Origin of the sequence: Stenotrophomonas veracruzanensis, assembly GCF_032911525.1 — a bacterium.
GTDB classification, from domain to species: Bacteria; Pseudomonadota; Gammaproteobacteria; order Xanthomonadales; family Xanthomonadaceae; genus Stenotrophomonas; species Stenotrophomonas africana.
In genome coordinates, this window is record NZ_JAWJTI010000004.1 from 18,837 (window position 1) to 40,430 (window position 21,594).

Here is a 21,594-nt window from a genome sequence, read left to right on the forward strand (position 1 = left end):
CGATCTGCCATCGCGATGCGCGAAGGGCCGCCCCCTGTCGCCACCGCCGTCCCCGCGCTGCCGCCATGGCCTCGCCGGGACCCAAAAAAGAATGGGGAAGGACTTGCGCCCTTCCCCATGCATTGCCTTGACCTGACACCGTTCCGAGTGAACGGTTACGGCATCGGGAAGGACTTATGCCGCCAGCGCGCCCTTGGCCTTTTCGGCCAGCGCGGCAAAACCGGCTGCGTCGTGCACGGCGATGTCAGCCAGGACCTTGCGATCCAGGGTGATGCCGGCCTTCAGCAGACCGTTCATGAAGCGGCTGTAGCTCAGACCGTTGATGCGGGCAGCCGCATTGATACGGGTGATCCACAGCGAACGGAAGTTGCGCTTCTTCTGCTTACGGCCGATGTAGGCGTACTGCTGTGCCTTGATGACCGCCTGCTTGGCGACGCGGAAGACCTTGCGACGGGCGTTGTAATAGCCCTTGGCGAGATCCAGAATCTTCTTGTGGCGGCGACGCGCCTGTACGCCACGCTTAACTCGTGCCATTTTTCAGTTCCTCAGAGGTAAGGGAGCATGCGGTCCAGACGGCCTGCGTCTTCTGCACGGACATGGCCCGTCTGACGCAGATTACGCTTACGCTTGGTCGCTTTCTTCGTGAGGATGTGGCTACGGTTGGCGTGGCCGCACTTGTACTTGCCCGAGGCGGTCTTGCGGAAACGCTTGGCCGCTGCCCGGTTGGTCTTGATCTTGGGCATTGCAATGTCCTTGATGGGATATGACCCTGGTTTCTGACTGATCTGGCGGCGGCCTGGGCCGCTCTTTCCGTCCTGCCATGATCGGCGTACGACCCGTCCTGGGTGGGTCGAGCCGGGCATGATACAGGCAAAACCGCCCTGCCACCAGCCCCTGCAACCCTCCGCCGGCAATTCACCGGCTTCCTGCAAAAGCAAAGGGACGCCAATGGCGCCCCTTTGCCCTGAACCATTCAGCCAGGCGCCCCGGAAGGCGGCCCGTCAGGCCTCAGGTCTTCTTCTTCGGCGCGATCATCATGACCATCTGACGCCCTTCCAGGCGCGGACGGGATTCAATGACGATGTCCTCGCCCAGATCGGTCTCGATCCGGTTGGCCATTTCGCGACCCAGTTCCTGGTGGCTCATTTCACGGCCACGGAAACGGATGTTGACCTTGATCTTGTCGCCTTCTTCAAGGAACCCGCGCATCTTGCGCAGCTTGATCTGGTAGTCGCCCTCGTCCGTGACCGGACGGAACTTCACTTCCTTGATCTCGACCTGCTTGGTCTTCTTCTTGGCCTCGCTGGCCTTCTTCTGCGCTTCGAACTTGAACTTGCCGAAGTCCATGATCTTGCAGACCGGCGGATCGGCCTGCGGCTGGATTTCGACCAGGTCCAGGCCTTCATCTTCGGCCATGGACAGCGCTTCGTCGCGCGACAACACGCCGATCATTTCACCGTCACTGCCGATCACGCGGACGCGCGGCACACGGATTTCCTGATTCTTGCGGTTCTGTTTGTTGTCAGGGGTGCTGATATTACGTTCTCCCAAGGGTATCGAACCGGTCCGGGTGCCTGTGCCCCCGGACCGGACCTTTGCTTACGCGCCCTCGGCCTGGAGCCGCTCGATGAAGGCCTGCAGGCTCATGCTGCCCAGGTCTTCGCCAGAACGCGTACGCACCGCCACAGCCCCATTCTCCTTCTCGCGGTCACCAATGACCAGCAGGTAGGGCACGCGCTGCAACGTATGCTCACGGATTTTATAGCCGATCTTCTCGTTACGCAAATCCGAGCTGACGCGGAAGCCTTGCTCCGCAAGGGTTTTGGTCACGCCCGAGACGTAGTCGGCCTGGGCGTCGGTGATGTTGGCCACCACCACCTGGGTCGGCGCCAGCCAGGCCGGGAACTGGCCGGCATGGTGCTCGATCAGGATGCCCAGGAAGCGCTCCATCGAGCCGACGATGGCGCGGTGCAGCATGACCGGATGCTTCTTCTGGCTGTTTTCGTCCACGTACTCGGCGCCGAGGCGGCCCGGCATCATGAAGTCGACCTGCATGGTGCCCAGCTGCCAGGTACGGCCGATGGCATCCTTCAGGTGGTACTCGATCTTCGGGCCGTAGAAGGCACCCTCGCCCGGCAGCTCCTGCCATTCCACGCCACAGGCGGACAGTGCCGAACGCAGTGCGCCCTCGGCCTTGTCCCAGGTGGCATCGTCGCCCAGACGCGATTCCGGACGCAGCGCGATCTTGATCTGGATCTCATCGAAACCGAAGTGCTGGTAGACCGCCAGCGCCTGCTGGTGGAAGGCGGTCACTTCCGATTCGATCTGGCTCTCGGTGCAGAACACGTGGCCATCGTCCTGGGTGAAACCACGCACGCGCAGGATGCCGTGCAGCGCGCCGGACGGCTCGTTGCGGTGGCAGGAACCGAACTCACCGTAGCGGATCGGCAGGTCGCGGTAGCTGTGCAGGCCCTGGTTGAACACCTGGATGTGGCCCGGGCAGTTCATCGGCTTGACCGCGTAGGTGCGCTTCTCCGACTCGGTGAAGAACATGTTGTCCTGGTAGTTGTCCCAATGGCCGGACTTCTTCCACAGGCTCACGTCCAGGATCTGCGGGCAGCGCACTTCGCCGTAGCCGCTGTTGCGGTAGACCTTGCGCATGTACTGCTCGACCACCTGCCACAACGCCCAGCCCTTCGGGTGCCAGAACACCAGGCCCGGCGCTTCTTCCTGCAGGTGGAACAGGTCCTGCTGCTTGCCGATGCGGCGGTGGTCGCGCATCTCGGCTTCCTCGATGCGCTTGATGTACGCCTCGAGCTGCTTCTTGTCGGCCCAGGCGGTGCCGTAGATGCGCTGCAGCTGCTCGTTCTGCGCGTCACCGCGCCAGTAGGCGCCGGAGATGCGGGTCAGCTTGAAGGCCTTCAGGAAGCGCGTGTTCGGCACGTGCGGGCCGCGGCACATGTCCACGTATTCCTGGTGGTAGTACATGCCCATCGCCTGGATGTCGTCGGACATGTCCTCGATCAGGCGCAGCTTGTAGTCCTCGCCACGGGCCTTGAAGATCTCGATCACTTCGGCGCGCGGCGTCACCTTCTTGATGACGTCGTAGTCCTGGGCGATCAGCTCGCCCATGCGCTTCTCGATCGCCGCCATGTCGTCCGGGGTGAACGGGCGCTCGGAGTAGATGTCGTAGTAGAAGCCCTCGGCGATCACCGGGCCGATCACCATCTTCACGTCCGGGTACAGCTGCTTGACGGCGTGGCCGACCAGGTGGGCGCAGGAGTGGCGGATGATCTCCACACCCTCCTCGTCCTTGGCGGTAATGATGCGCAGGCTCGCATCGTGGTCGATGACGTCGCTGGCATCGACCAGCACGCCATCCACGGCACCGGCGATGGTGGCCTTGGCCAGTCCGGCGCCGATCGACTGGGCGACCTGCATGACGCTGACGGGGTTTTCGAATTCGCGGCGGCTGCCGTCGGGAAGAGTAATGTTGATCATCGCAGTGGCTTCGTGCGGGGCCCGCTGAGCGGGCTGGAAAGCGTTCCCGGGGCTGCGCCCGGGCAATAAAAAAGCGCCGCGAGGGCGCCTGGAACACAGGGCCTTCGGGGGCAGGTCAACAGTGGGCGGTGGTAGTGCTCATGTCGCACGCTCGGCCGGCGCTGGGCGCGGGCCACCTTGTTCCAGTCAGGGTTCTGCGATGATCTTAAACCAGTGCACGGGAAAGCCCAAGGCCCACCGTACGGTCCCCTGAATGGGTCTCGCTGGCGGCGTGAAATGGCAATGATTACCATGTCGGCGCAGGCGCCTCGTGCCAGCCTGCCCGCTTTCCCCAGGACCCCGTGATGCGCCACCCGCTCCGACCGGCTCCCGCCGGCCCCGCCCGTGTCCCGCGTTCGCCGGCCCGCTGCCACGCTGGCCGCCCGCGATGATCACCGTCGGCCTTTCCACGCTCGGCTTCTGCAGCCTGGGCATGCTGGCAGCGATGTTCTCGGCGCTGGCCTTCTACGCCGCCTCGCCGCACTGCCGCTGGCCACGCCTGCGCCGCGCCGGCCGCCTCGGCCACCAGATCGGCCTGGTCGCCGCGGCTGCCGCGCTGTGGCTGTGGATGGCCGAGCTCGGCTTTGCCGCCGGCCTGGTGGCCATGCTGTGCACCTGGATGCTGGCGGCGATGCTGCTGCCGGCGCTGGCCGCCTGGCACCGCCCCGGCACGGAGTCACCCTGATGTGGCCGCGTGCCCTTGCCGGCATCATCGCCGGCTTCTTTCTGGCCGCAGCCGCCACCGGCCTGCTGGCGTGGCTGCCGCCCGGCCCGTGGCAGCGGGCGCTGGTGCCGACCCTGATCGCCTTCATCCCGCTGTGGATGCTGGCCGCCCTGTGGGCGTTCAGTTTCCGCAGTGCGCTGCGCGCCTGGCTGGTGCTGGCCGGCAGCGCGGCCACCGGTTTTGCCGTGCTCGGGCTGCTGCGCCTGACCGGCGCGGTGCAATGAGACCCCTCCCATGAAGTTCAGTTCGCAGACCCTGCGCACGTTTACCACCCTGCACACCTGGGTCGGCCTGGTCGCCGGCTTCGGCCTGTTCGTGGCCTTCTACGCGGGTGCGCTGACCCTGTTCCATCACGACCTGCCGCTGTGGCAGACCCCGGGCGCAGCCACCGCGCTGCCGGCGGGCCTGGACGACGCGCAGTATCTGCTGGAAGACGTACTGGCGGCACACCCGGAAGCCCGCCGCCACGTCGGCATGACCTTCCCCGGCGCCGAACATCCGCAGCCACTTGCGTACTGGCAGGCCGATGATGGCAGCTGGCGCTATGCCTGGCCCGGCCAGATCGCCGGCAGCACCACACCACCACAGACCGGACTGGCCGAGCTGGTCAACGAGCTGCATTACAGCCTCGGCCTGCCGGTGGCCGGCATCTACGTGATGGGCATCGTCAGCCTGCTGTATGGCATGGCGCTGCTGAGCGGCCTGGTGATCCACCTGCCGAAGCTGTTCAGTGATCTGTTCGCGCTGCGTCCGGGCCGCAACCTGAAGCAGCTGTGGCAGGACGCGCACAACGTGGTCGGCGTGCTCAGCCTGCCTTTCCACCTGATGTTTGCGGTGACCGGCGCCCTGCTCTGCCTGGTGTTCGTGCAGATGGCCCTGCTCAACCCGTTGATCTACGACGGCAAGGCCCTGCAGGCGGTGCCGACGGCGATGGACACCGCGCCCGTGCGCGAGGCCAGTGGCATTCCGGCGCCGCCGGGCAGCCTGCGCGTGCTGCATGCACGTGCGCTTGAAGTCGCCCGCGCACAGGGCGTGGCCAACTTCGAGCCGGCCTACCTGAAGCTGGCCAATGCCGGCGATGCCAATGCCACCATCGAGATCACCGGTGAATCCACCGGCACGCTCGGCCCGCTTGGCGCGGTGGCGCTGGACGTGACCACCGGCAACGTTCTGGCCTCGCAGCTACCGGGCCAGCGCGACGCCAACCATGCCACGCTCAGCGCCGCCTACGCGCTGCACTTCGGCGAATTCGGCAATGGCGTGGTGGTCTGGCTGTACTTCCTGCTCGGCCTCGGCGGTGCCTTCCTGTTCTACTCCGGCAACCTGTTGTGGATCGAATCGCGGCGCAGGCGCCGCCAGCCGCAGCAGCCGCGTGCCGGGGTGAACATGGCGCGGGCGACGGTCGGTGTGTGCATCGGCCTGTGCGTGGCGATCTCGGTCGCCTTCGTCACCGCACTGGTGCTGGAGCGGCTGGCGCCGACGGCGGTCGACCACGGCATCCGCTGGGCCTGCTTCGGCAGCTGGGCGGCCTGTGCGCTATGGGCCGCGCTGCGACGCCCGGCGCAGGCCGCACGCGAACTGCTGTGGGCGGCAGCGATCAGTACCGCGCTGGTGCCGGTGCTGCACGGCGCACTCAATGGCGACTGGCTGTGGCGTGCTGCGGGGCGTGGTCACTGGCCGCTGTTCTGGGTCGATGCCATCGCGCTGGCCATGGCGTTCGGCTTCGCCCGCCTGGCCGTCGCCAGCCAGCGCCGCGCCCGCATCGGCGACCCCAACAGCGTCTGGGCCAACTGAGCCTCCGCCGGGCATGGCCCGGCGCTACCTACCGTTGCGCGCAACGCCCCCTGTAGCGTCGAGCTTGCTCGACAGCTGTTGATTTCGCGCCAATGTAGAGTCGAGCTTGCTCGACTGGCGTTGATTTCGCGCCAAGCACCGTCGAGCAAGCTCGACGCTACCCAAGCAGGATCATGCCTCGCCGGGGTAACGACTCACTTCGATCAGGTTGCCATCCGGGTCGCGGAAATACACCGATTCGATCGGTCCCAGCGCGCCGGTGCGTGCGACCGGCCCCTCCTCCACCGCAACGGACTGCGCCTGCAGGTGGGCCAGCACATCGACTGTCGCCGTACGCGTGACCAGGCACAGGTCGGCACTGCCCGGCGTGGGTCGCCGCGCATGCGGCTGCAGCGGTGCACTGGCAGGATGCAGATTGATCTTCTGCTGGCCGAACTGCACCGCGGTACGGCCCGCACCGAAGCGCACGACCTGCATGCCGAGCACGCGCTGGTAGAAAGCACAGCTGCGTTCGATGTCGGCGACGGTGAGGACCAGGTGGTCCAAGCGTTCAAGATGGATCATGCCCACAGCGTAACGCTGCGGGCATGGACATGCTGTGCGGGGTCGGGCCGATGGCATTGCAGCATTGCTGCAGGACATCGCCTGATGCAGCTCAGTCGCCGATGCGCGCTTTCTGCCACGGGCCCAGCATGGCGTTGAGCAGGCTGGCCTGTTCGTCGTCGCCGGTCAGCTCCCACATGAACACCCCGGCCAGGCCCTGCTCACGGGCGAACTGCGCACGCAGGCCGATCGAGCGCGGGTCTTCATAGCTGATGAAGATCTTCTGCCCGGCGTTGTACAGCCATGGGCTCTGCGCCTGCGGCTGCCAGTGCTTCGTCCAACCCGGCTGGTCGAGATAGCGTGCCTTGATCACCCGCCAGTCGCCGGCATCGGCCGGTGCACTGTAGGACTGGTACAGCCCATCCGCGGCATCGCCGGTGACCTTGAAGCCGCGCCCGTAGAACGGTACGCCCAGCACCAGCTTCTCGGCCGGCACGCCGTGCTCGCGGTAGTACTGCACCGCGCCGGCGGCGTTGTTCCAGCGCCGCAGCTCCGGCGCCAGCGGATCGGCCGGCACTTCATGCAAGGGCGCGTTGAACGTCGACACTGCCGAGAAGCCGGTGCCCATGTCGTAGCTCATCAGGTTGATGAAATCGAACACCTTGGCCAACGCCGGCAGGTCATAGCTCGCTGCTGGATCGTACGGGCCATCGGTCTGCAGGCGACCGGCGGCCAGCGCAGCGGTCAGCAGCATCGGCTGCCCCGCCTTGCGGCCGTGCGCGTCGAGTGCCACGCGGAACGCCTGCGCGAGCCGGGTCAGATTGGCGCGATCCTGCGGGCGATGCGCCAGCTCTTTCGGCCCGCCACTGACCGGGAATTCCCAGTCGATGTCCACGCCGTCGAAACTGCCGGCATGACGATCGAAGAACAGCGCCATGCACGAGTCCACCAGGCGCTTGCGGCTGGCCTCGGTCAGCGCTGCATCGGAGAACCCACCTGCGCCCCAACCACCGATCGAGATCAGCGTGCGCAGGTGCGGGTGCGCCTTCTTGAGTTCAGCCAGCGCGGCGAAGTTCTTCGGCGCCTCCGCACCGACCGTGCAGCGGCCGTCCTCAATGGTGGAGAACGCATAGAACAGATGGGTCAGGCGCTCGGCGGGAATGCTCGACACCGGGTAGCGCTCGGCCGAACCACCGGGGTAGTAGGCGCCGAAGATCGGCGCTTGCGCGGGCGCGGCGAGCGCGGCAATGGGCAAGGCACCGGCAATCAGCACGGCAAGAACGGCCACGGTCTGGCGGAACATGGGAACTCCCGGTTCGAAGGCGCCGCCACGTTAGCAAACCGATGGGGCTGTGGGACGGTTGTCGCGGCATGTCGTCCAGTGGACAGCAACGATCAGCCAGAGGGCGACAACGAGGCAGTCATGCCACTGCCATCACGCATTGCAGCAGGACACGCGCCGACGCAACGCACCCGGCCCCCTGCTTCGGCGAACGTGGCCGCGGATCTTCAACCGCACATGGATATGAACACCGACACCCGACCTAAGGCAACCTGCTGGACGATGCGTCCCTCGACGAACACCAGATACTGGAAGCGCGCGCCTACGATGCGTTCCACGAGGGCGATCTGGCGAAGGCGGTGGAGCTGTTCGGCGGACTGATCGCCATGGCCATCCGTGGGTCAACTGGCCGTTATAGCTGCAGCGGTCGAACGCCGGAGCCTTGTGGCACAAGGCCTTCAGAATTCTTCAGGCCGGCTTCCAGCACTTCAGACGCAGCGCAGGCTCAATCGGGTTCCCTTTCGATGGAGTCCGACGATGCGTTCGATCCTGTCTGTCCTCACCCTGCTCTGCGCCATCTGTGGCGCGCCCCTCGCCGCCCGCGCCACGCCCCCGGACCCGACCCGGCTGGCGGCGCTGGAGCGTGCCATCGCCAGCGACGAGCTCAAGCAGATCCGCAGCGTGCTGCTGCAGGTCGATGGCACCGTGGTCTATGAGGGCTACTTCAACGGTGCAGATGCCGAGACCCTGCATGACGTGCGGTCGGCCAGCAAGAGCGTGACCGCGCTGCTGGTCGGCGCCGCCATCGGCGAGGGCACGCTGCCCGGCGTGCAGGCCCCGGTCTATGACTACTTCCCTGCCTTCACTGCCCGGCACACGGTCGACCCGCGCCTGCGCGCCACCCGCGTACAGGACCTGCTGACCATGAGCAGCCTGTGGGAGTGCGATGACGAGAACCCATTCTCGGCCGGCCACGAGGAAAGCATGTACGTAACCGAGAAATGGCTGGACTTTGCACTGAGCTTGCCGATGAAGGGCTTCGCGCCGTGGATGCAGCGGCCGCAGGACAGCCCGCATGGGCGCGCATTCGCCTACTGCACTGCAAACCCGTTCGTACTTGGCGCGGTGCTTGAACAGGCCAGTGGGCAGCCGTTGGCCGATTACGCCGCGCGGGTGCTGGAGCGTCCGCTGGGGATCACCCACAGCCAATGGAACCGTTCGCCAGAAGGGATAGGCATGGGCGGCGGCGGCACCCGCTACCGCACGCGTGATCTGGCCCGCTTCGGTCAGCTCGTGCTCGATGGTGGCCGCTGGCAGGGCCGGCAGCTGATTCCGAAGGACTATGTCGAGACGATGGTACGGGCGCAGGCAACCGCCCCCGACGGCAGCGACTACGGCTATCAGTGGTGGGGCCTGAAGCTGGATGTGCACGGTTCACCGCGCACGATATGGGCGATGTCCGGCAATGGCGGCAACTATGTGTTCGTAGTGCCCGAACAGCGCGTGGTGGCGGTGGTCACCAGCCAGGCGTTCAACCGCAGCTTCGCCCATCCGCAGTCGCGACGGATCCTCACCGAGTTCCTGTTGCCGGCGCTGCACTGAGCGAGGCCAGGTCGTCGGGGCGCCAGGCTGAGGCCAGCACCTTGGCGCGCTGCCGGCCGATATCGGTATCGAGGCGATCCAGCAGTGCCGCCCAGCCCGGGGTGTCGCGCAGTGGGGCGAACAGTGGCGTAGCACGCAGCCACGCCACATCGCGGAATCCGTCATCAACGGCCCGGTGCAGTGCTGCCACCGCGTCATTGCTGCGCCCAGCGGCCTGCAGCAACAACGCGCGCTCCAGGGCTGCATCGGGCCAGCCGTCGCCGTCGCTGTCGCCGAGCCTCCGCAGACGCTGATCGATCCACCCCTGATCCGCCGGCTGCGGTCCATGCAACGCCGCCAGGGCCTGCCCCAGCGACTGTTGGGGCCGCAGCTGGCGGCCACGCTCGAAGGCTTCGGCAGCGGCCGTGCGGTCACCGGCCAGCAACGCCAGTTCGCCCTGCAGGCGCAGCAGCTGCGGATGCGGCGTGCCGCGCGCCAGCGCCTCGTCCAGCGCCTGCCTGGCCTGCTGCGGCGCGCCGGCCAGGTACAGGCTGCGCGGCCAGGCAATATTGGAGAAAACGTTGTCCGGGTACAGCTGGAAGTTGCGCGCGTGGCGAACCGCAGCCGCCTGGGTGAAGCCCAGCAGTTCCAGCTCGCGCGCGACCTGCACATCACGGAAGCGGATGCGCTCGGGAGCCTTCAAGGTCAGGTTGGCCTGCAGCGCTGTGGCGAGCTGGCCGCGCTCCTGCTGCAGGTAGGCCAGCGATGCGCGGCTGCGCTCGTCTCCCGGGTCCAGTTCAATGGCACGCGCATATCCCTGGATTGCCTTGCGCATGTTGCCCTGGCAGTCCTGCGCGTAGCCCCACAGCGCATGGGTGGCTGCGTCGCGCGGCGCACGCTGGCGCTCCAGTTCGGCCAGGGACAGCGCTTCGCTCAGCTGCGCGGGCGTACCGTTGAACAGGCACCCCTGCGCCGACAGGGCGCGAGACAGACCACGCCGCGCGCCAGCAGACTCCGGGTCGGCCTGCAATGCCTGCCGATACAGGCTGATGGCCCGTTCGTTGTTGCTGGCCTGGCCGATGCCGGCGTAGTAGTCGGCGCGCTGCAGCAACGCCTGTGCGCCGCTTTGCGATGCCGACCGCGACCACGGCAACAGTGCGGCCACCCCGCACAGTACCGCCACGGCGGCTACGCCCCAACCGAATCGGCGACGCCAGCGTGATCGCTCGGGCGGTACGGCCGCAGGCAGCGGCGGCACACACAGCTGGTAGCCGCGACCGCGCACCGAACGGATGTAGCGCGGGCGTCGGCTGTCGTCACCCAGGGCCTGGCGCAGCAGTTTGACCCGCTGGCTGACCGCATCTTCACCGACCACCGCCGGCGCCCAGACCTGCGCGGCAAGCGTGTCGAAATCCACGACGTCGGTGCCGTGCGCGAGAAGCACATCGAGCAGGGTCCAGCTGACGCCGCTGACCGGCAATGCCTCGCCGTTGCGACTGACGCGCCGCGCCGGGCGATCGATGTCCAGGTCGAGCAGGCGCAGGGTGTCCATGGCCGAAGCATAGCGGCTGCAGCGCGCTGGATGACAGGCAAAGAAAAAGCGGGCCGAAGCCCGCTTTTTCATTTGCGAAAGCGTGAGGACCAACGGTCCCCACCCACCGCGCAATCGACCGGAGGTCGATTACTCGGCGCTGACGGCGTCGCCTTCTTCCACGGCCTTCATCGACAGGCGGATACGGCCCTGCTTGTCGACTTCCAGCACCTTGACCTTGACCACATCGCCTTCCTTCAGCACGTCGCCGACCTTCTCGACGCGATCGCTGGAGATCTGCGACACGTGGACCAGACCGTCCTTGCCCGGCAGGATCGTGACGAACGCACCGAAGTCCATGATCTTGGCGACCTTGCCTTCGTAGATGCGGCCCGGCTCGACATCCGAGGTGATCTGCTCGATGCGGGCCTTGGCAGCCTGCGCAGCGATGGCATTGACCGAAGCGATGACGATGGTGCCGTCATCCTGGATGTCGATCTGGGTGCCGGTTTCCTTGGTGATGGCCTGGATGGTCGAGCCACCCTTGCCGATCACTTCGCGGATCTTGTCCGGGTGGATCTTGATGGTCAGCAGGCGCGGCGCGTAGTCCGACAGCTCTTCGCGCGGAGCGGTCAGGCCGTGGGCCATTTCGCCCAGGATGTGCAGACGACCAGCCTTGGCCTGCTGCAGCGCCTGCTTCATGATCTCTTCGGTGATGCCTTCGATCTTGATGTCCATCTGCAGGGCGGAGATGCCCTCAGCGGTACCGGCCACCTTGAAGTCCATGTCGCCCAGGTGATCTTCGTCACCCAGGATGTCGGACAGGACGACGAAGCGCTCGCCTTCCTTGACCAGACCCATGGCGATACCGGCAACCGGCGCCTTCACCGGCACGCCGGCGTCCATCAGGGCCAGCGAGGAACCGCAGACCGAAGCCATCGACGAGGAACCGTTCGACTCGGTGATTTCCGAGACGACGCGGATGGTGTACGGGAAGGCTTCCAGCGACGGCATGACAGCCAGCACGCCGCGCTTGGCCAGGCGACCGTGGCCGATTTCGCGGCGCTTCGGGCCCATCATGCGGCCGCACTCACCCACCGAGAACGGAGGGAAGTTGTAGTGGAAGAGGAAGTTTTCCTTGTACTCACCGGCGACGGCATCGATGACCTGGCCGTCACGGGCGGTGCCCAGGGTGATGGTCACGATGGCCTGGGTTTCGCCGCGGGTGAACAGCGAGGAACCGTGGGTACGCGGCAGCACACCGGTCTTCACGGCGATCGGGCGGACGGTATCCAGCGCACGGCCGTCGATACGGACCTTGGTGTCCAGCACCGAGTCACGCATGGTGCGGTATTCCAGCTCGCCGAATTCCTTCGACAGCTCGGCCGGGTTCCAGCCTTCAGCGGCCACGCGGCCAGCCAGGGTTTCGAACACGTCCTTCTTGATCGCCGAGATGGCGTCGCGGCGCTGCAGCTTGTCGCGCACCTGGAAGGCTTCGCCCAGGCGCGGGCCGATGGCTTCCTTCAGGGCGGAGATCAGCACGTCATTCTTCGCCGGGGCTTCCCAGGTCGACGGCTTGGTGCCGGCTTCGACGGTCAGCTCGTTGATCGCGTTGATGACCTTCTGCATCTCGCGGTGACCGAAGGTCACGGCGCCCAGCATCACTTCTTCGGACAGCAGCGCGGCTTCGGATTCAACCATCAGCACGGCGTTGGAGGTACCGGCGACGACCAGCTCCAGCTGCGAGTCAGCCAGTTCGCTGACGGTCGGGTTCAGGATGTACTCGCCGTTCTTGTAACCGACCTTGGCAGCGCCGATCGGGCCCATGAACGGGGTGCCGGCCAGCGACAGGGCAGCCGAGGCACCGATCAGGGCAGCAATGTCGCCGTCCACGTCCGGGTTCAACGACATGACCGTGGCGATGATCTGCACTTCGTTCTTGTAGTCCTCCGGGAACAGCGGACGGATCGGACGGTCGATCAGACGCGAGATCAGGGTTTCCTTCTCGGTCGCACGGCCTTCACGCTTGAAGAAACCACCCGGGATACGGCCGCCGGCGTAGAACTTTTCCTGATAATCGACGGTCAGCGGGAAGAAGTCCTGGCCTTCACGCGCGCTCTTGGCGGCGACGGCGGTGACCAGCAGTACGGTGTCGTCCATCTTGACGATGACGGCACCGCTGGCCTGACGGGCGACTTCGCCGGTCTCGAGCGTGACGGTGTGCTTGCCGTACTGGAAGGTTTTGGTGATTTTTGCCACGGAGGGTGTCCTTGGGGATGCTGTCTGCGAATTTGGACCGTCGGCGACCCTTGCCGCCAGCGGGTGGCCGGATCGTTCCGGCCTGAATCGGGGATTGCGGTGCTACAAAACAAAACCGCGGCGCATCGCTGCGCCGCGGGGGATTCGTTGCTTAGCGACGCAGGCCAAGCTTTTCAATCAGGGCCTTGTAACGCTCGACGTCCTTCTTCTTCAGGTAGTCGAGCAGGCTGCGACGGCGGTTGACCATCTGCAGCAGGCCGCGGCGGCTGTGGTGGTCCTTCTTGTGGGTCTTGAAGTGGCCGGTCAGCAGTTCGATGCGGGCGGTCAGCAGGGCAACCTGGACTTCCGGGGAGCCGGTGTCAGCCGAGCTGCGCTTGTTGTCTTCAATGACCTTCTGGGTGTCGATCGACATTTTCTTTTTTTCTCTGTGATGCGTGGCCGGCAGGAACGCGCTTCGCGCACCGCCAGGCTCGCCGTGGACTACAAGGATGAAACCCGCGCGAGGCAGGCTGCCGGAAAACGGCCGCGAAATTGTAACGGGCGGGGGCTTCCGGGACAAGGACCGGGGCTGAACCGGCAGGCCAGGTCAGAGGTTGAAACGACGCTGCGGGGCCAGCAGGCCACTGTCGTCGACCTGACCCAGGCCCTGGACAGCGTCGTCCGGACCGAACACGGCCACCAGGCCATGGGGCCAGGACGGGTCGCGCTGGCGCTGGCCGACGCAGAAGCGGTGGGTCTGGTCGGCATCGAGGTCGATCCGTGGATACTCAGCCAGGCCGGCCGCCAATGGCAGCAGCAGCGCGTCCATGCCCGTCTCGTCACCCGCCTCGACCATCGCCCGCAGCTGATCCAGGGTGACCATCGCCGGTTCACGGAATGGCTCGACCCAGAGGCGGCGCAGCGCGCTGATGTGGGCACCACAGCCCAGCGCCTCGCCCAGGTCGCGGGCCAGGCTGCGGATGTAGGTGCCGGAGCCGCAGGTCACCCGCAGGCGCAGCCGTTCCGGCTGCTGCTCCAGCACCTCGATGGCATGCACGTGGACCTCGCGTTCCGGGGCCTCGATGACATCCCCACGGCGGGCCTTCACATACAGCGGTTCCCCACCCTGCTTCAGCGCCGAATAGATCGGGGCGCGTTGGCGGATGCTGCCGGTCAGCGGCACCAGCGCAGCCTGCAGGGCCTCGGCGCTGATCGAAGGCACCGGGCGCTGCAGCAGCACCTGGCCTTCGGCGTCATCGGTATCGGTTGTCTGGCCGAGCACGATCTCGGCGTCGTAGGCCTTGGCCGAGCCGAGCAGCAGGCCGGCGATCTTGGTTGCCTCGCCGAAGCACAGCGGCAACAGGCCGGTGGCCAGCGGATCAAGGCTGCCGGTATGGCCGCCCTTCTCGGCACGGAACAGGCGACGGGCCACCTGCAGGGCGGCGTTGGAGCTCATGCCGGTCGACTTGTCGAGCAGCAGGATCCCGTCCAGGCGGCGGAACTGAATTCGGGTCATGACAGAATTTCGTAGAGTCGAGCCATGCTCGACTGCCGCAGCGGGGTCTGCATCAGACATCGCGCAGCCGGAATGCAACAACGCCGGGCATGCCCGGCGTCGCGCGCTTATTCTTCGTCGCTCTCGCGACGCTTCTCCGCGGCCAGCGTATCGGGCAGGTCGCGCAGGATGTTGTCGATGTGCTCGCCACGGTCGACCGAGTCGTCGTAGTGGAAGTGCAGTTCCGGCACGTGGCGCAGCTTCATCGCGCGGGCCAGGTCCATGCGCAGGCGATAGCCCAGCTCCTTCAGGCCGGCCACGGCTTCAGCCGAACGTTCGGGCATCAGCGCGGTGACGAACACCTTGGCATGGGCCATGTCGCGGGTGATTTCCACGTCGGACACGCTCACCGAGGGCAACCCGTGCTCACGCACGGCGTTGTGCACCAGGGTGCCGAGTTCACGGCGCAGCTGGGCGGAGACACGGTCGGTTCGATGGAAAGTCTTGGGCACGAGGAGCTCTTGGTTCAGTTGTCGCCCGACCAACGGTCGGCCGCTACCCATCTGACGCTGGCCGGCAACCGGACCCATCAGGCCGCGCGGGCCAACCCGCCCTTCGCATCCGCCGTGGTCGACAGATCGAACACCTCCACCGCGTCGATCAAGCGGTTCGCCTGCTGTTCCAGGCTGCGTGCGGCGGCACTGGCTTCCTCCACAAGCGCGGCGTTCTGCTGGGTGGTGCCGTCCATCTGGATCACGGTCTGGCTGACCTGTTCGATGCCCGCGCTCTGCTCCTGCGAGGCGGCGGAGATCTCGGCCATGATGTCGGTCACGCGCTGCACCGACGCCACGATCTCGGCCATGGTGTCGCCGGCCTCACGCACGCGCCGTGCACCGTGCCCGACCTGTTCCACCGAGGCTTCGATCAGCGACTTGATCTCCTTCGCGGCCGCCGCCGAACGCTGTGCCAGCGTGCGGACCTCACTGGCGACCACCGCGAAGCCGCGGCCCTGCTCGCCGGCACGCGCCGCTTCCACCGCCGCATTCAACGCCAGGATGTTGGTCTGGAAGGCGATGCCGTCGATCACGCTGATGATGTCGGCGATCTGCCGCGACGAGCCTTCGATCGCATCCATCGTCGCCACGACCTGGCCGACCACTTCACCGCCCTGCGAGGCCACGCTGTGTGCGCCGATCGCCAGCTGGTTGGCCTGGCGCGCATGCTCGGCGTTCTGGCGCACGGTGGAGGTCAGTTCTTCCATCGATGCCGCCGTCTCTTCCAGATTGGCCGCCTGCTGTTCGGTGCGGCGTGACAGATCGTTGTTGCCGGCGGCGATCTCCGCTGCCGCCGTGTGGATGTTGCCGGAGGCGTGCTTGATGTCGGTGACGATGGTTGCCAGCTGCGTAGCGGTGGTGTTGGCGTCGCCGGCGATACGCGCGAACACGCCCTGGAAATCACCGTGCATACGCGCGCCGAGGCGGCCATCGGCAATCGCGCGCAGCATGCTGGAGACCTCGCCGAGGTTCAGTTCGGTGGTCTGCATCAATCGATTCAGGCCGTCGAGCATCGCGCGGAAGTCATGCTCGAAGCGTGCGCTGTCGCCGCGCTGGCTGAAGTCACCGGCGGCAGCGGCCTCGGCCAGGCGGCGGATCTCGCCATTGATCACGCCGAGATTGGCCTTGGCCGTATCCAATGCGTCGGTGATCACGGCCTTCTCGCCGGGCAGGCGTTCCATGTCCTCGCTGAGGTCACCGATCGCGTAACGGCCCATGATCGCAATCGCACGCAGCTTTACCTGGATATGCGCGTCGACCAGCGCGTTGCTGTCGGCCACCATCGTGCCGAACGCGCCGGGGAAGGCATCGGCATCCATGCGGTGGCTGATGCTGCCGGCTTCATGCGCCTGTGCCATCGTGGCCTGTGCATCCAGCACGTCGCGCAGCGTGGACTGCACCGCCTGCATCGCCTGCGCAAGGCGACCGATCTCATCGCGGCTGCGCACCTGCACAACGTGCTGCAGGTCGCCGGCAGCGACTGCACGCGCGGCGGCTTCCACCGCCAGCACCGGCTGCACGACGGCACGCCGCAGCCACCAGGCCAGTCCCATCAGCAGCAGCACCGCAGCCAGCACGGTCAGCGCCGCGCACAGCAGCAGGGTCTGGCGTGCCTGCTGCGAGCGTGCCGTCAGCGCCGCTTCGCCCACCTGCGTGGCGTGCGTGCTCAGCGCATCCAGTGCCGTCGCCACCGGGCGATCCTTGCCGCGCACGAGGTTGTCGCCGGCGGCCGGGTCGTAGCTGGCCTCGGCGAACGCCTGCAGCGCCCCGTGGTAGTCCTGCTGCAGCTGTGCGTGCAGGCCGATGAAGGCCTGTGCCAGATCACGCGTGCGCGCATCCGGGCTGCTGGTCAGTCCCTTGGCCAGCTGCTCGACCAGGCGGCCTTCACTGTCGAACGCCTCCAGGTGGCGCTGACGCAGTGCGTCGTCGCGGCCGCGCAGCAATACGTTCTTCCATTCCTGTACCTGGCCGCGGAACTCACGCTGCAGGCGTTCCGCATCGCGGCTGTGCGCGACTTCGGGCGGAACTTCGGTGGACAACTTCAACCAGGCGGAGGCCAGGCCCGCCAGTGCGCACAGCAGGACCACGGCCAGACCAACGGAAACCGCGCCGAGCAGCTTGGACTGCAGGCGCGGAGCACGGACAGACGCTTTCATGGAAGGGACTCTCGGGAAGGGGCAATGCGGTATCGACCCGATGCGTGCATGCTGAAGTGGGACGCGCATCACATTCGCGTTTCGTTTAGTGATGTGAAGGAGATGTTTCACAGGACAAATGTGTCCATATGGAACGAATGCGGACTCTCGACAGAGGATTTAAATGTAACTATTGTTGTTACATGAAATCCGCGAACCCGCTTTCCGACGCCCTGCATGTGATGGCGCACCTGGTCGGCCAGGCCGCTCCGCGCACCTCCGAGCAGCTGGCATCGTGCCTGCCCACCCATCCGGTGGTGATCCGGCGCCTGCTGACGCAGCTCCAGAAGGCCGGCCTGGTGAGCAGTGCCCGCGGCCACGGCGGCGGCAGCCTGCTGGCCCGCGATGCTGCCGCAATTACCCTGCATGACATCTATCTGGCCGTGGGCGCACCGCCGCTGGTGCAGGTCGGGGCCCGCGATTCGGGTGGCGGCTGCCCGATCCAGCAGCTGGTCAACGGCGCCCTGCTCGAGGGCGCACGCGAGGCGCAGCGCCTGCTCGAAGCGCGGCTGCAGGCGACCACGCTGGACCAGCTCGGCGCCGACTTCGCCCGACATCTTGCCCATCACCGTTCCCTGGAAGGTCACCATGAATCCTGATGTGCTCATCGTCGGCGGCAGCTACGCCGGCATTGCCGCCGGCCTGATCCTGGCCCGCGCCCGTCGCCCGGTCACCGTCATCGACGCCGGTTCGCCGCGCAATCGTTTCGCCGGTCATTCGCACGGGGTGCTGGGGCTGGATGGCGTCAGCGGCGCCGAGCTGCTGAAGACCGCGCGCCAGCAGCTGCTGGACTACCCCACGGTGCGTTGGGTGCATGCCGAAGCCGTGCAGGCCAGCGCCAGCGCCGAAGGTGTGGAAGTACGCACCGCCGATGGCCAGGTCATGGCGGCGCGCAAGCTGCTGCTGGCCAGTGGTATCGCCGACCAGTTGCCGGCGTTGCCCGGACTGACCGAGCGCTGGGGCAGCACCGTGCTGCACTGCCCCTACTGCCATGGCTATGAAGTGGGTGGTGGTGCCATCGGCCTGCTTGGCGGCCATCCGATGTCCGCCAGCAAGGCGCCGCTGTTCGCCGACTGGGGCAATGTCACGTTCTTCAGCATGGGACTGGACATCACTGATGAAGAGCGCGCCGCCATGCAGCAGCGCGGCGTGCAGATCGAGACCTCGCCGGTGCTGGGCGTGCAGGGCGACCAGCCGACCTGGCTGGAAGTGGAACTGGCCGATGGCCGCCGCATCGCCCAGCGTGCGCTGTTCGTGCCGGCCACCCAGGCGATGGCCACGCCGCTGGTGCAGCAGCTGGGCTGTGCGCTGGCCGAGAGTCCGCTGGGTGTGCTGATCGAAGTCGACATGATGAAGCAGACCTCGGTGCCGAATGTGTATGCCGCAGGCGACGCCACGACGGTCGGCAACATCACGTTGGCTGCTGCCGAGGGCGTGCGTGCGGGCATTGGCGTGCACCACGCGCTTGTGGCCGAGGACAGCGTGGCGCGCTGATCGTTCCACAGGTGGGTGCCGACCTTGGTCGGCACCGCGCCGTTACCCCTTCACGCACAGCACCTGCCGCAGCGTGTGCACCACGTCCACCAGGTCCAGCTGGGCGGCCATCACATCATCAATCGACTTGTACGCCGCCGGTGACTCGTCCAGCACACCGCTGTCCTTGCGGCATTCCACATGCGCGGTGGCCTCGCGGTGCTGGGCCAGTGTGATCCGCTGGCGTGCAGCGCCACGGCTCATCACCCGGCCGGCACCGTGGCTGCAGCTGTGGAAGCTGTCCGCGTTGCCCTTGCCGCGCACGATGTAGCTGCGCGTGCCCATGCTGCCGGGAATGATGCCCAGCTCGCCCTCGCGCGCACTGACCGCGCCCTTGCGTGTCACCAGCAGTTCCTGCCCGTGGTGCGTTTCCTTCTGCACGTAGTTGTGGTGGCAGTTCACCGCCATCGCGGCCAGCTGGAACTTCGGCAAGCGATGACGCATCTCGGCCAGCACCCGCGACATCATCGCCTCGCGGTTCTGCCGCGCGTAGTCCTGCGCCCACGACACGGCTTCGACGTAGTCGTCGAACAGCGGCTCGCCTTCCATGAAGAACGCCAGGTCCTTGTCCGGCAGGTGGAAGCCCAGCACGCGCCGGGCCAGTTCCTCGCGCGCCTTCTCGATGAAGTAGGTGCCGATCAGGTTGCCCGTGCCGCGCGATCCGCTGTGCAGCATCACCCACACCGTGTCCGTCTCGTCCAGGCACAGTTCGATGAAGTGGTTGCCGCCGCCCAGCGTACCCAGCTGGCGGTCGAACTTGTCGGTGCGGATCCTGAGGTGCTTGTCCTTGATGTTCTCCAGGCCGGCGGCCAGCCCGGACTGCACCAGCCGCGTATGGATGCTGTCGGGCATGCGGTGGTGCTCGCCGCCACGGCCGTTGCCGACCGGGATGCTGCGCTCGATGCTGTTGCGCAGCTGCCGCAGGTCATCGGGCAGGTCGTTGGCACGCAGCGTTGTACGCACCGCGGCCATGCCGCAGCCGATGTCGACGCCGACCGCGGCCGGGATGATCGCACCGCGGGTCGGGATCACCGAGCCCACGGTCGCGCCCTTGCCCAGGTGCACGTCCGGCATCACGGCCACCCACGGCCCGACGAACGGGATCGCGGCGATGTTGCGCAGCTGCTCATGCGCCTGCGCTTCCAGCGGCACACCGTTGACCCAGCCCTTGATCGGCGTGGTGCCCTCGGCGTGCAGCCATTGATAGTTGTGTTGAGTGTCCATGTCTTCGTGTATGTCCTTGATGGGCCGGCGGCGCGTCCCTGCGCCGCCGCTACCCCCTACCTGATCGTCACCAGCTGCTTCAGCACGCCATCCAGGCCGCCGAACACGGTGAGCTTGTCGATCTTCTCGGTGACCTTCTCCAGCGCCTCCAGCTCCTTCAAGCGCATCAGCACCGGGTTGTCCTCGATCAGCTTTGCGGTGTTGAGCTGCGAACGCGTGGCGTTGGCCTCCTCGCGGCGACGGATCACGCTGGCCTGGGCCTGCTTCTCGGCCAGCACCACGCCGTTGAGGATCTCCTTCATCTCGCCCGGCAGGATCACGTCCTTGATGCCGACGCCGAGCAGGCGTACACCGTGGCCCTCGATCGCGGCCTGCACATGGGCGGCGATCTCGCCGTCCAGCGCGGCCTTGTCACCGAGCAGCTCGTCCAGGCTGCGTGCGGCGATCGCCTGGCGCAGGCCGAACTGCAGCTGCCGATAGATGAACTCATCGGCATTGCTGAGCGTGCGGTGTGCACGCACCGGGTCGACCACCTGCACGGTCGCGGCCAGGTTTACCCGCAGGGTCACCTTGTCGCGGCTCAGCAGTTCCTGGCCGGACACGTCCAGCGAACGCGCGCGCAGCTCCACACGCTCCACCGACACGTTGCCGTTGAAGTTCCAGAACGCGTGCAGACCGGCATCCAGCGTCTGCCGCAGCGTGCCGTCGATGAACAGCAGGCCGACCGACTCGCTCGGCACGGTGCTGATCACCGCCACACGCGGCAGCACGCCCAACTGGCCCAGGCGCTGCTGCACGTCCGCCGGAATGCGCGGCTCGTCACCCAGCGCCATCACGCGCACCTGGGTGTCGACCGAACCACGCCAGTACAGACGGCGGCTGCCCGGCGGAAGGACTTCATCGATGCGACCATTGCGCAGCACCAGGCCGACCTCGCCGGCACCGACGTTGGCCAGTACGAAGTGCGTGTCCAGCTGTGTGCCCAGCGCTTCGATCAGGCTGTCCTGGTCGCTGCCGGTATAGGCCGCGCCCTTCGATGCAGTGTGGATGTCCACGTGCGGCCGGCCGCCGAGCGGCGACAGGCGGTGCACGCCCGGCAGCAGGATCTGCTGGAAACGACGGTTGCGATACACCAGGCCGCGCTCGCCGTCGCCGATCACGACCTTGATGGTCCAGAACATGGGAGTCTCTCCTTGTATGGCTCTGGTGGTTCGACCCGTTGCGGATGAACCGCCATGACCCGGGTCGATCAGGTCCTGGCGAGGCCACCTGCACACCACGTGCAGGCAGCGGAAGAGGGCGGCCATCGACGGACGGTCCGCGCGCGGAGCCTTCGGTGCACCGGCACTGCTGCCATCGT

The 21,594-nt window shown here is 66.6% G+C and carries 20 protein-coding genes; 6 read left to right on the forward strand and 14 right to left on the reverse strand.

Annotation, left to right across the window (positions count from 1 at the left end; all coding sequences use genetic code 11):
• Window positions 1-174: 174 nt before the first annotated feature.
• The 4 genes from rplT to thrS form a co-directional block, all read right to left on the reverse strand.
• Window positions 175-534: a 50S ribosomal protein L20 gene (gene rplT / locus R1H25_RS04990; protein WP_005410435.1), complete on the reverse strand. Its 360-nt coding sequence runs from the start codon at window positions 532-534 to the stop codon at window positions 175-177.
• Between the two features lie 11 nt (window positions 535-545).
• Complete coding sequence (gene rpmI / locus R1H25_RS04995) at window positions 546-743, reverse strand: 50S ribosomal protein L35 (RefSeq protein WP_005410436.1); 198 nt, start codon at window positions 741-743, stop codon at window positions 546-548.
• A 265-nt stretch (window positions 744-1,008) separates the two neighbouring features.
• Complete coding sequence (gene infC, locus R1H25_RS05000; protein WP_079222586.1) at window positions 1,009-1,551, reverse strand: translation initiation factor IF-3; 543 nt, start codon at window positions 1,549-1,551, stop codon at window positions 1,009-1,011.
• Between the two features lie 48 nt (window positions 1,552-1,599).
• Window positions 1,600-3,501, reverse strand: a complete 1,902-nt coding sequence (gene thrS, locus R1H25_RS05005) for a threonine--tRNA ligase (RefSeq protein ID WP_057502008.1) — start codon at window positions 3,499-3,501, stop codon at window positions 1,600-1,602.
• 427 nt (window positions 3,502-3,928) lie between these two features.
• Here thrS and R1H25_RS05010 point away from each other — a divergent pair, with 427 nt between their 5' ends.
• From R1H25_RS05010 to R1H25_RS05020, 3 genes are read left to right on the forward strand one after another with little or no spacing between them, the layout of a single operon-like run.
• Entirely contained in the window at window positions 3,929-4,225 is a 297-nt protein-coding gene (locus tag R1H25_RS05010) for a hypothetical protein (RefSeq protein WP_049445770.1), read from the forward strand.
• The gene (locus R1H25_RS05015; RefSeq protein WP_049445768.1) at window positions 4,225-4,488 is read left to right on the forward strand and encodes a hypothetical protein; all 264 of its coding nucleotides are present in this window, start codon (window positions 4,225-4,227) and stop codon (window positions 4,486-4,488) included. Before R1H25_RS05010 ends, R1H25_RS05015 begins: the two co-directional genes overlap by 1 nt.
• Before the next feature lie 10 nt (window positions 4,489-4,498).
• A complete protein-coding gene (locus R1H25_RS05020) occupies window positions 4,499-6,058 on the forward strand; it encodes a PepSY-associated TM helix domain-containing protein (RefSeq protein ID WP_317222921.1) in 1,560 nt (519 codons plus the stop codon).
• 171 nt (window positions 6,059-6,229) lie between these two features.
• On the opposite strand, the gene R1H25_RS05025 is transcribed toward R1H25_RS05020, so the two are convergent.
• On the reverse strand, window positions 6,230-6,622 hold the full coding sequence (locus R1H25_RS05025) for a VOC family protein (protein ID WP_317222922.1): 393 nt from the start codon (window positions 6,620-6,622) through the stop codon (window positions 6,230-6,232).
• A gap of 91 nt (window positions 6,623-6,713) precedes the next feature.
• A complete protein-coding gene (locus tag R1H25_RS05030) occupies window positions 6,714-7,904 on the reverse strand; it encodes a glycoside hydrolase family 18 protein (protein WP_317222923.1) in 1,191 nt (396 codons plus the stop codon).
• A gap of 516 nt (window positions 7,905-8,420) precedes the next feature.
• Here R1H25_RS05030 and R1H25_RS05035 point away from each other — a divergent pair.
• Window positions 8,421-9,485 carry a serine hydrolase gene (locus R1H25_RS05035; protein WP_317222924.1) on the forward strand — a complete coding sequence of 355 codons (1,065 nt, stop codon included), beginning with the start codon at window positions 8,421-8,423 and terminating at the stop codon, window positions 9,483-9,485.
• Here R1H25_RS05035 and R1H25_RS05040 read toward each other — a convergent pair.
• The 6 genes from R1H25_RS05040 to R1H25_RS05065 all read right to left on the reverse strand — a co-directional run bounded on the left by R1H25_RS05040 (window position 9,454) and on the right by R1H25_RS05065 (window position 17,438).
• Window positions 9,454-11,016, reverse strand: coding sequence for a winged helix-turn-helix domain-containing protein (locus R1H25_RS05040; RefSeq protein ID WP_317222925.1), 1,563 nt, complete (start codon window positions 11,014-11,016; stop codon window positions 9,454-9,456). The genes R1H25_RS05035 and R1H25_RS05040 overlap by 32 nt on opposite strands.
• Window positions 11,017-11,145: 129 nt before the next feature.
• Window positions 11,146-13,254 carry a polyribonucleotide nucleotidyltransferase gene (gene pnp, locus R1H25_RS05045; protein WP_057502013.1) on the reverse strand — a complete coding sequence of 703 codons (2,109 nt, stop codon included), beginning with the start codon at window positions 13,252-13,254 and terminating at the stop codon, window positions 11,146-11,148.
• 151 nt (window positions 13,255-13,405) lie between these two features.
• On the reverse strand, window positions 13,406-13,666 hold the full coding sequence (rpsO, locus tag R1H25_RS05050) for a 30S ribosomal protein S15 (RefSeq protein WP_005410445.1): 261 nt from the start codon (window positions 13,664-13,666) through the stop codon (window positions 13,406-13,408).
• A gap of 174 nt (window positions 13,667-13,840) precedes the next feature.
• Window positions 13,841-14,749: a tRNA pseudouridine(55) synthase TruB gene (gene truB, locus R1H25_RS05055; RefSeq protein WP_317222926.1), complete on the reverse strand. Its 909-nt coding sequence runs from the start codon at window positions 14,747-14,749 to the stop codon at window positions 13,841-13,843.
• A 107-nt stretch (window positions 14,750-14,856) separates the two neighbouring features.
• The gene (gene rbfA / locus R1H25_RS05060) at window positions 14,857-15,240 is read right to left on the reverse strand and encodes a 30S ribosome-binding factor RbfA (protein WP_005410447.1); all 384 of its coding nucleotides are present in this window, start codon (window positions 15,238-15,240) and stop codon (window positions 14,857-14,859) included.
• A 77-nt stretch (window positions 15,241-15,317) separates the two neighbouring features.
• Window positions 15,318-17,438 (reverse strand): methyl-accepting chemotaxis protein, encoded by a 2,121-nt coding sequence (locus R1H25_RS05065; RefSeq protein ID WP_317222927.1) that lies wholly within the window; start codon window positions 17,436-17,438, stop codon window positions 15,318-15,320.
• 182 nt (window positions 17,439-17,620) lie between these two features.
• Here R1H25_RS05065 and R1H25_RS05070 point away from each other — a divergent pair, with 182 nt between their 5' ends.
• Window positions 17,621-18,076: an Rrf2 family transcriptional regulator gene (locus tag R1H25_RS05070; RefSeq protein WP_049443577.1), complete on the forward strand. Its 456-nt coding sequence runs from the start codon at window positions 17,621-17,623 to the stop codon at window positions 18,074-18,076.
• Complete coding sequence (locus tag R1H25_RS05075) at window positions 18,066-18,971, forward strand: NAD(P)/FAD-dependent oxidoreductase (RefSeq protein ID WP_317222928.1); 906 nt, start codon at window positions 18,066-18,068, stop codon at window positions 18,969-18,971. The genes R1H25_RS05070 and R1H25_RS05075 overlap by 11 nt, the downstream gene beginning before the upstream one ends.
• 42 nt (window positions 18,972-19,013) lie before the next feature.
• Here R1H25_RS05075 and R1H25_RS05080 read toward each other — a convergent pair whose 3' ends face one another.
• The gene (locus R1H25_RS05080) at window positions 19,014-20,234 is read right to left on the reverse strand and encodes an RtcB family protein (RefSeq protein WP_317222929.1); all 1,221 of its coding nucleotides are present in this window, start codon (window positions 20,232-20,234) and stop codon (window positions 19,014-19,016) included.
• A gap of 56 nt (window positions 20,235-20,290) precedes the next feature.
• Window positions 20,291-21,415: a slipin family protein gene (locus R1H25_RS05085; protein WP_317222930.1), complete on the reverse strand. Its 1,125-nt coding sequence runs from the start codon at window positions 21,413-21,415 to the stop codon at window positions 20,291-20,293.
• Window positions 21,416-21,594 lie beyond the last annotated feature (179 nt).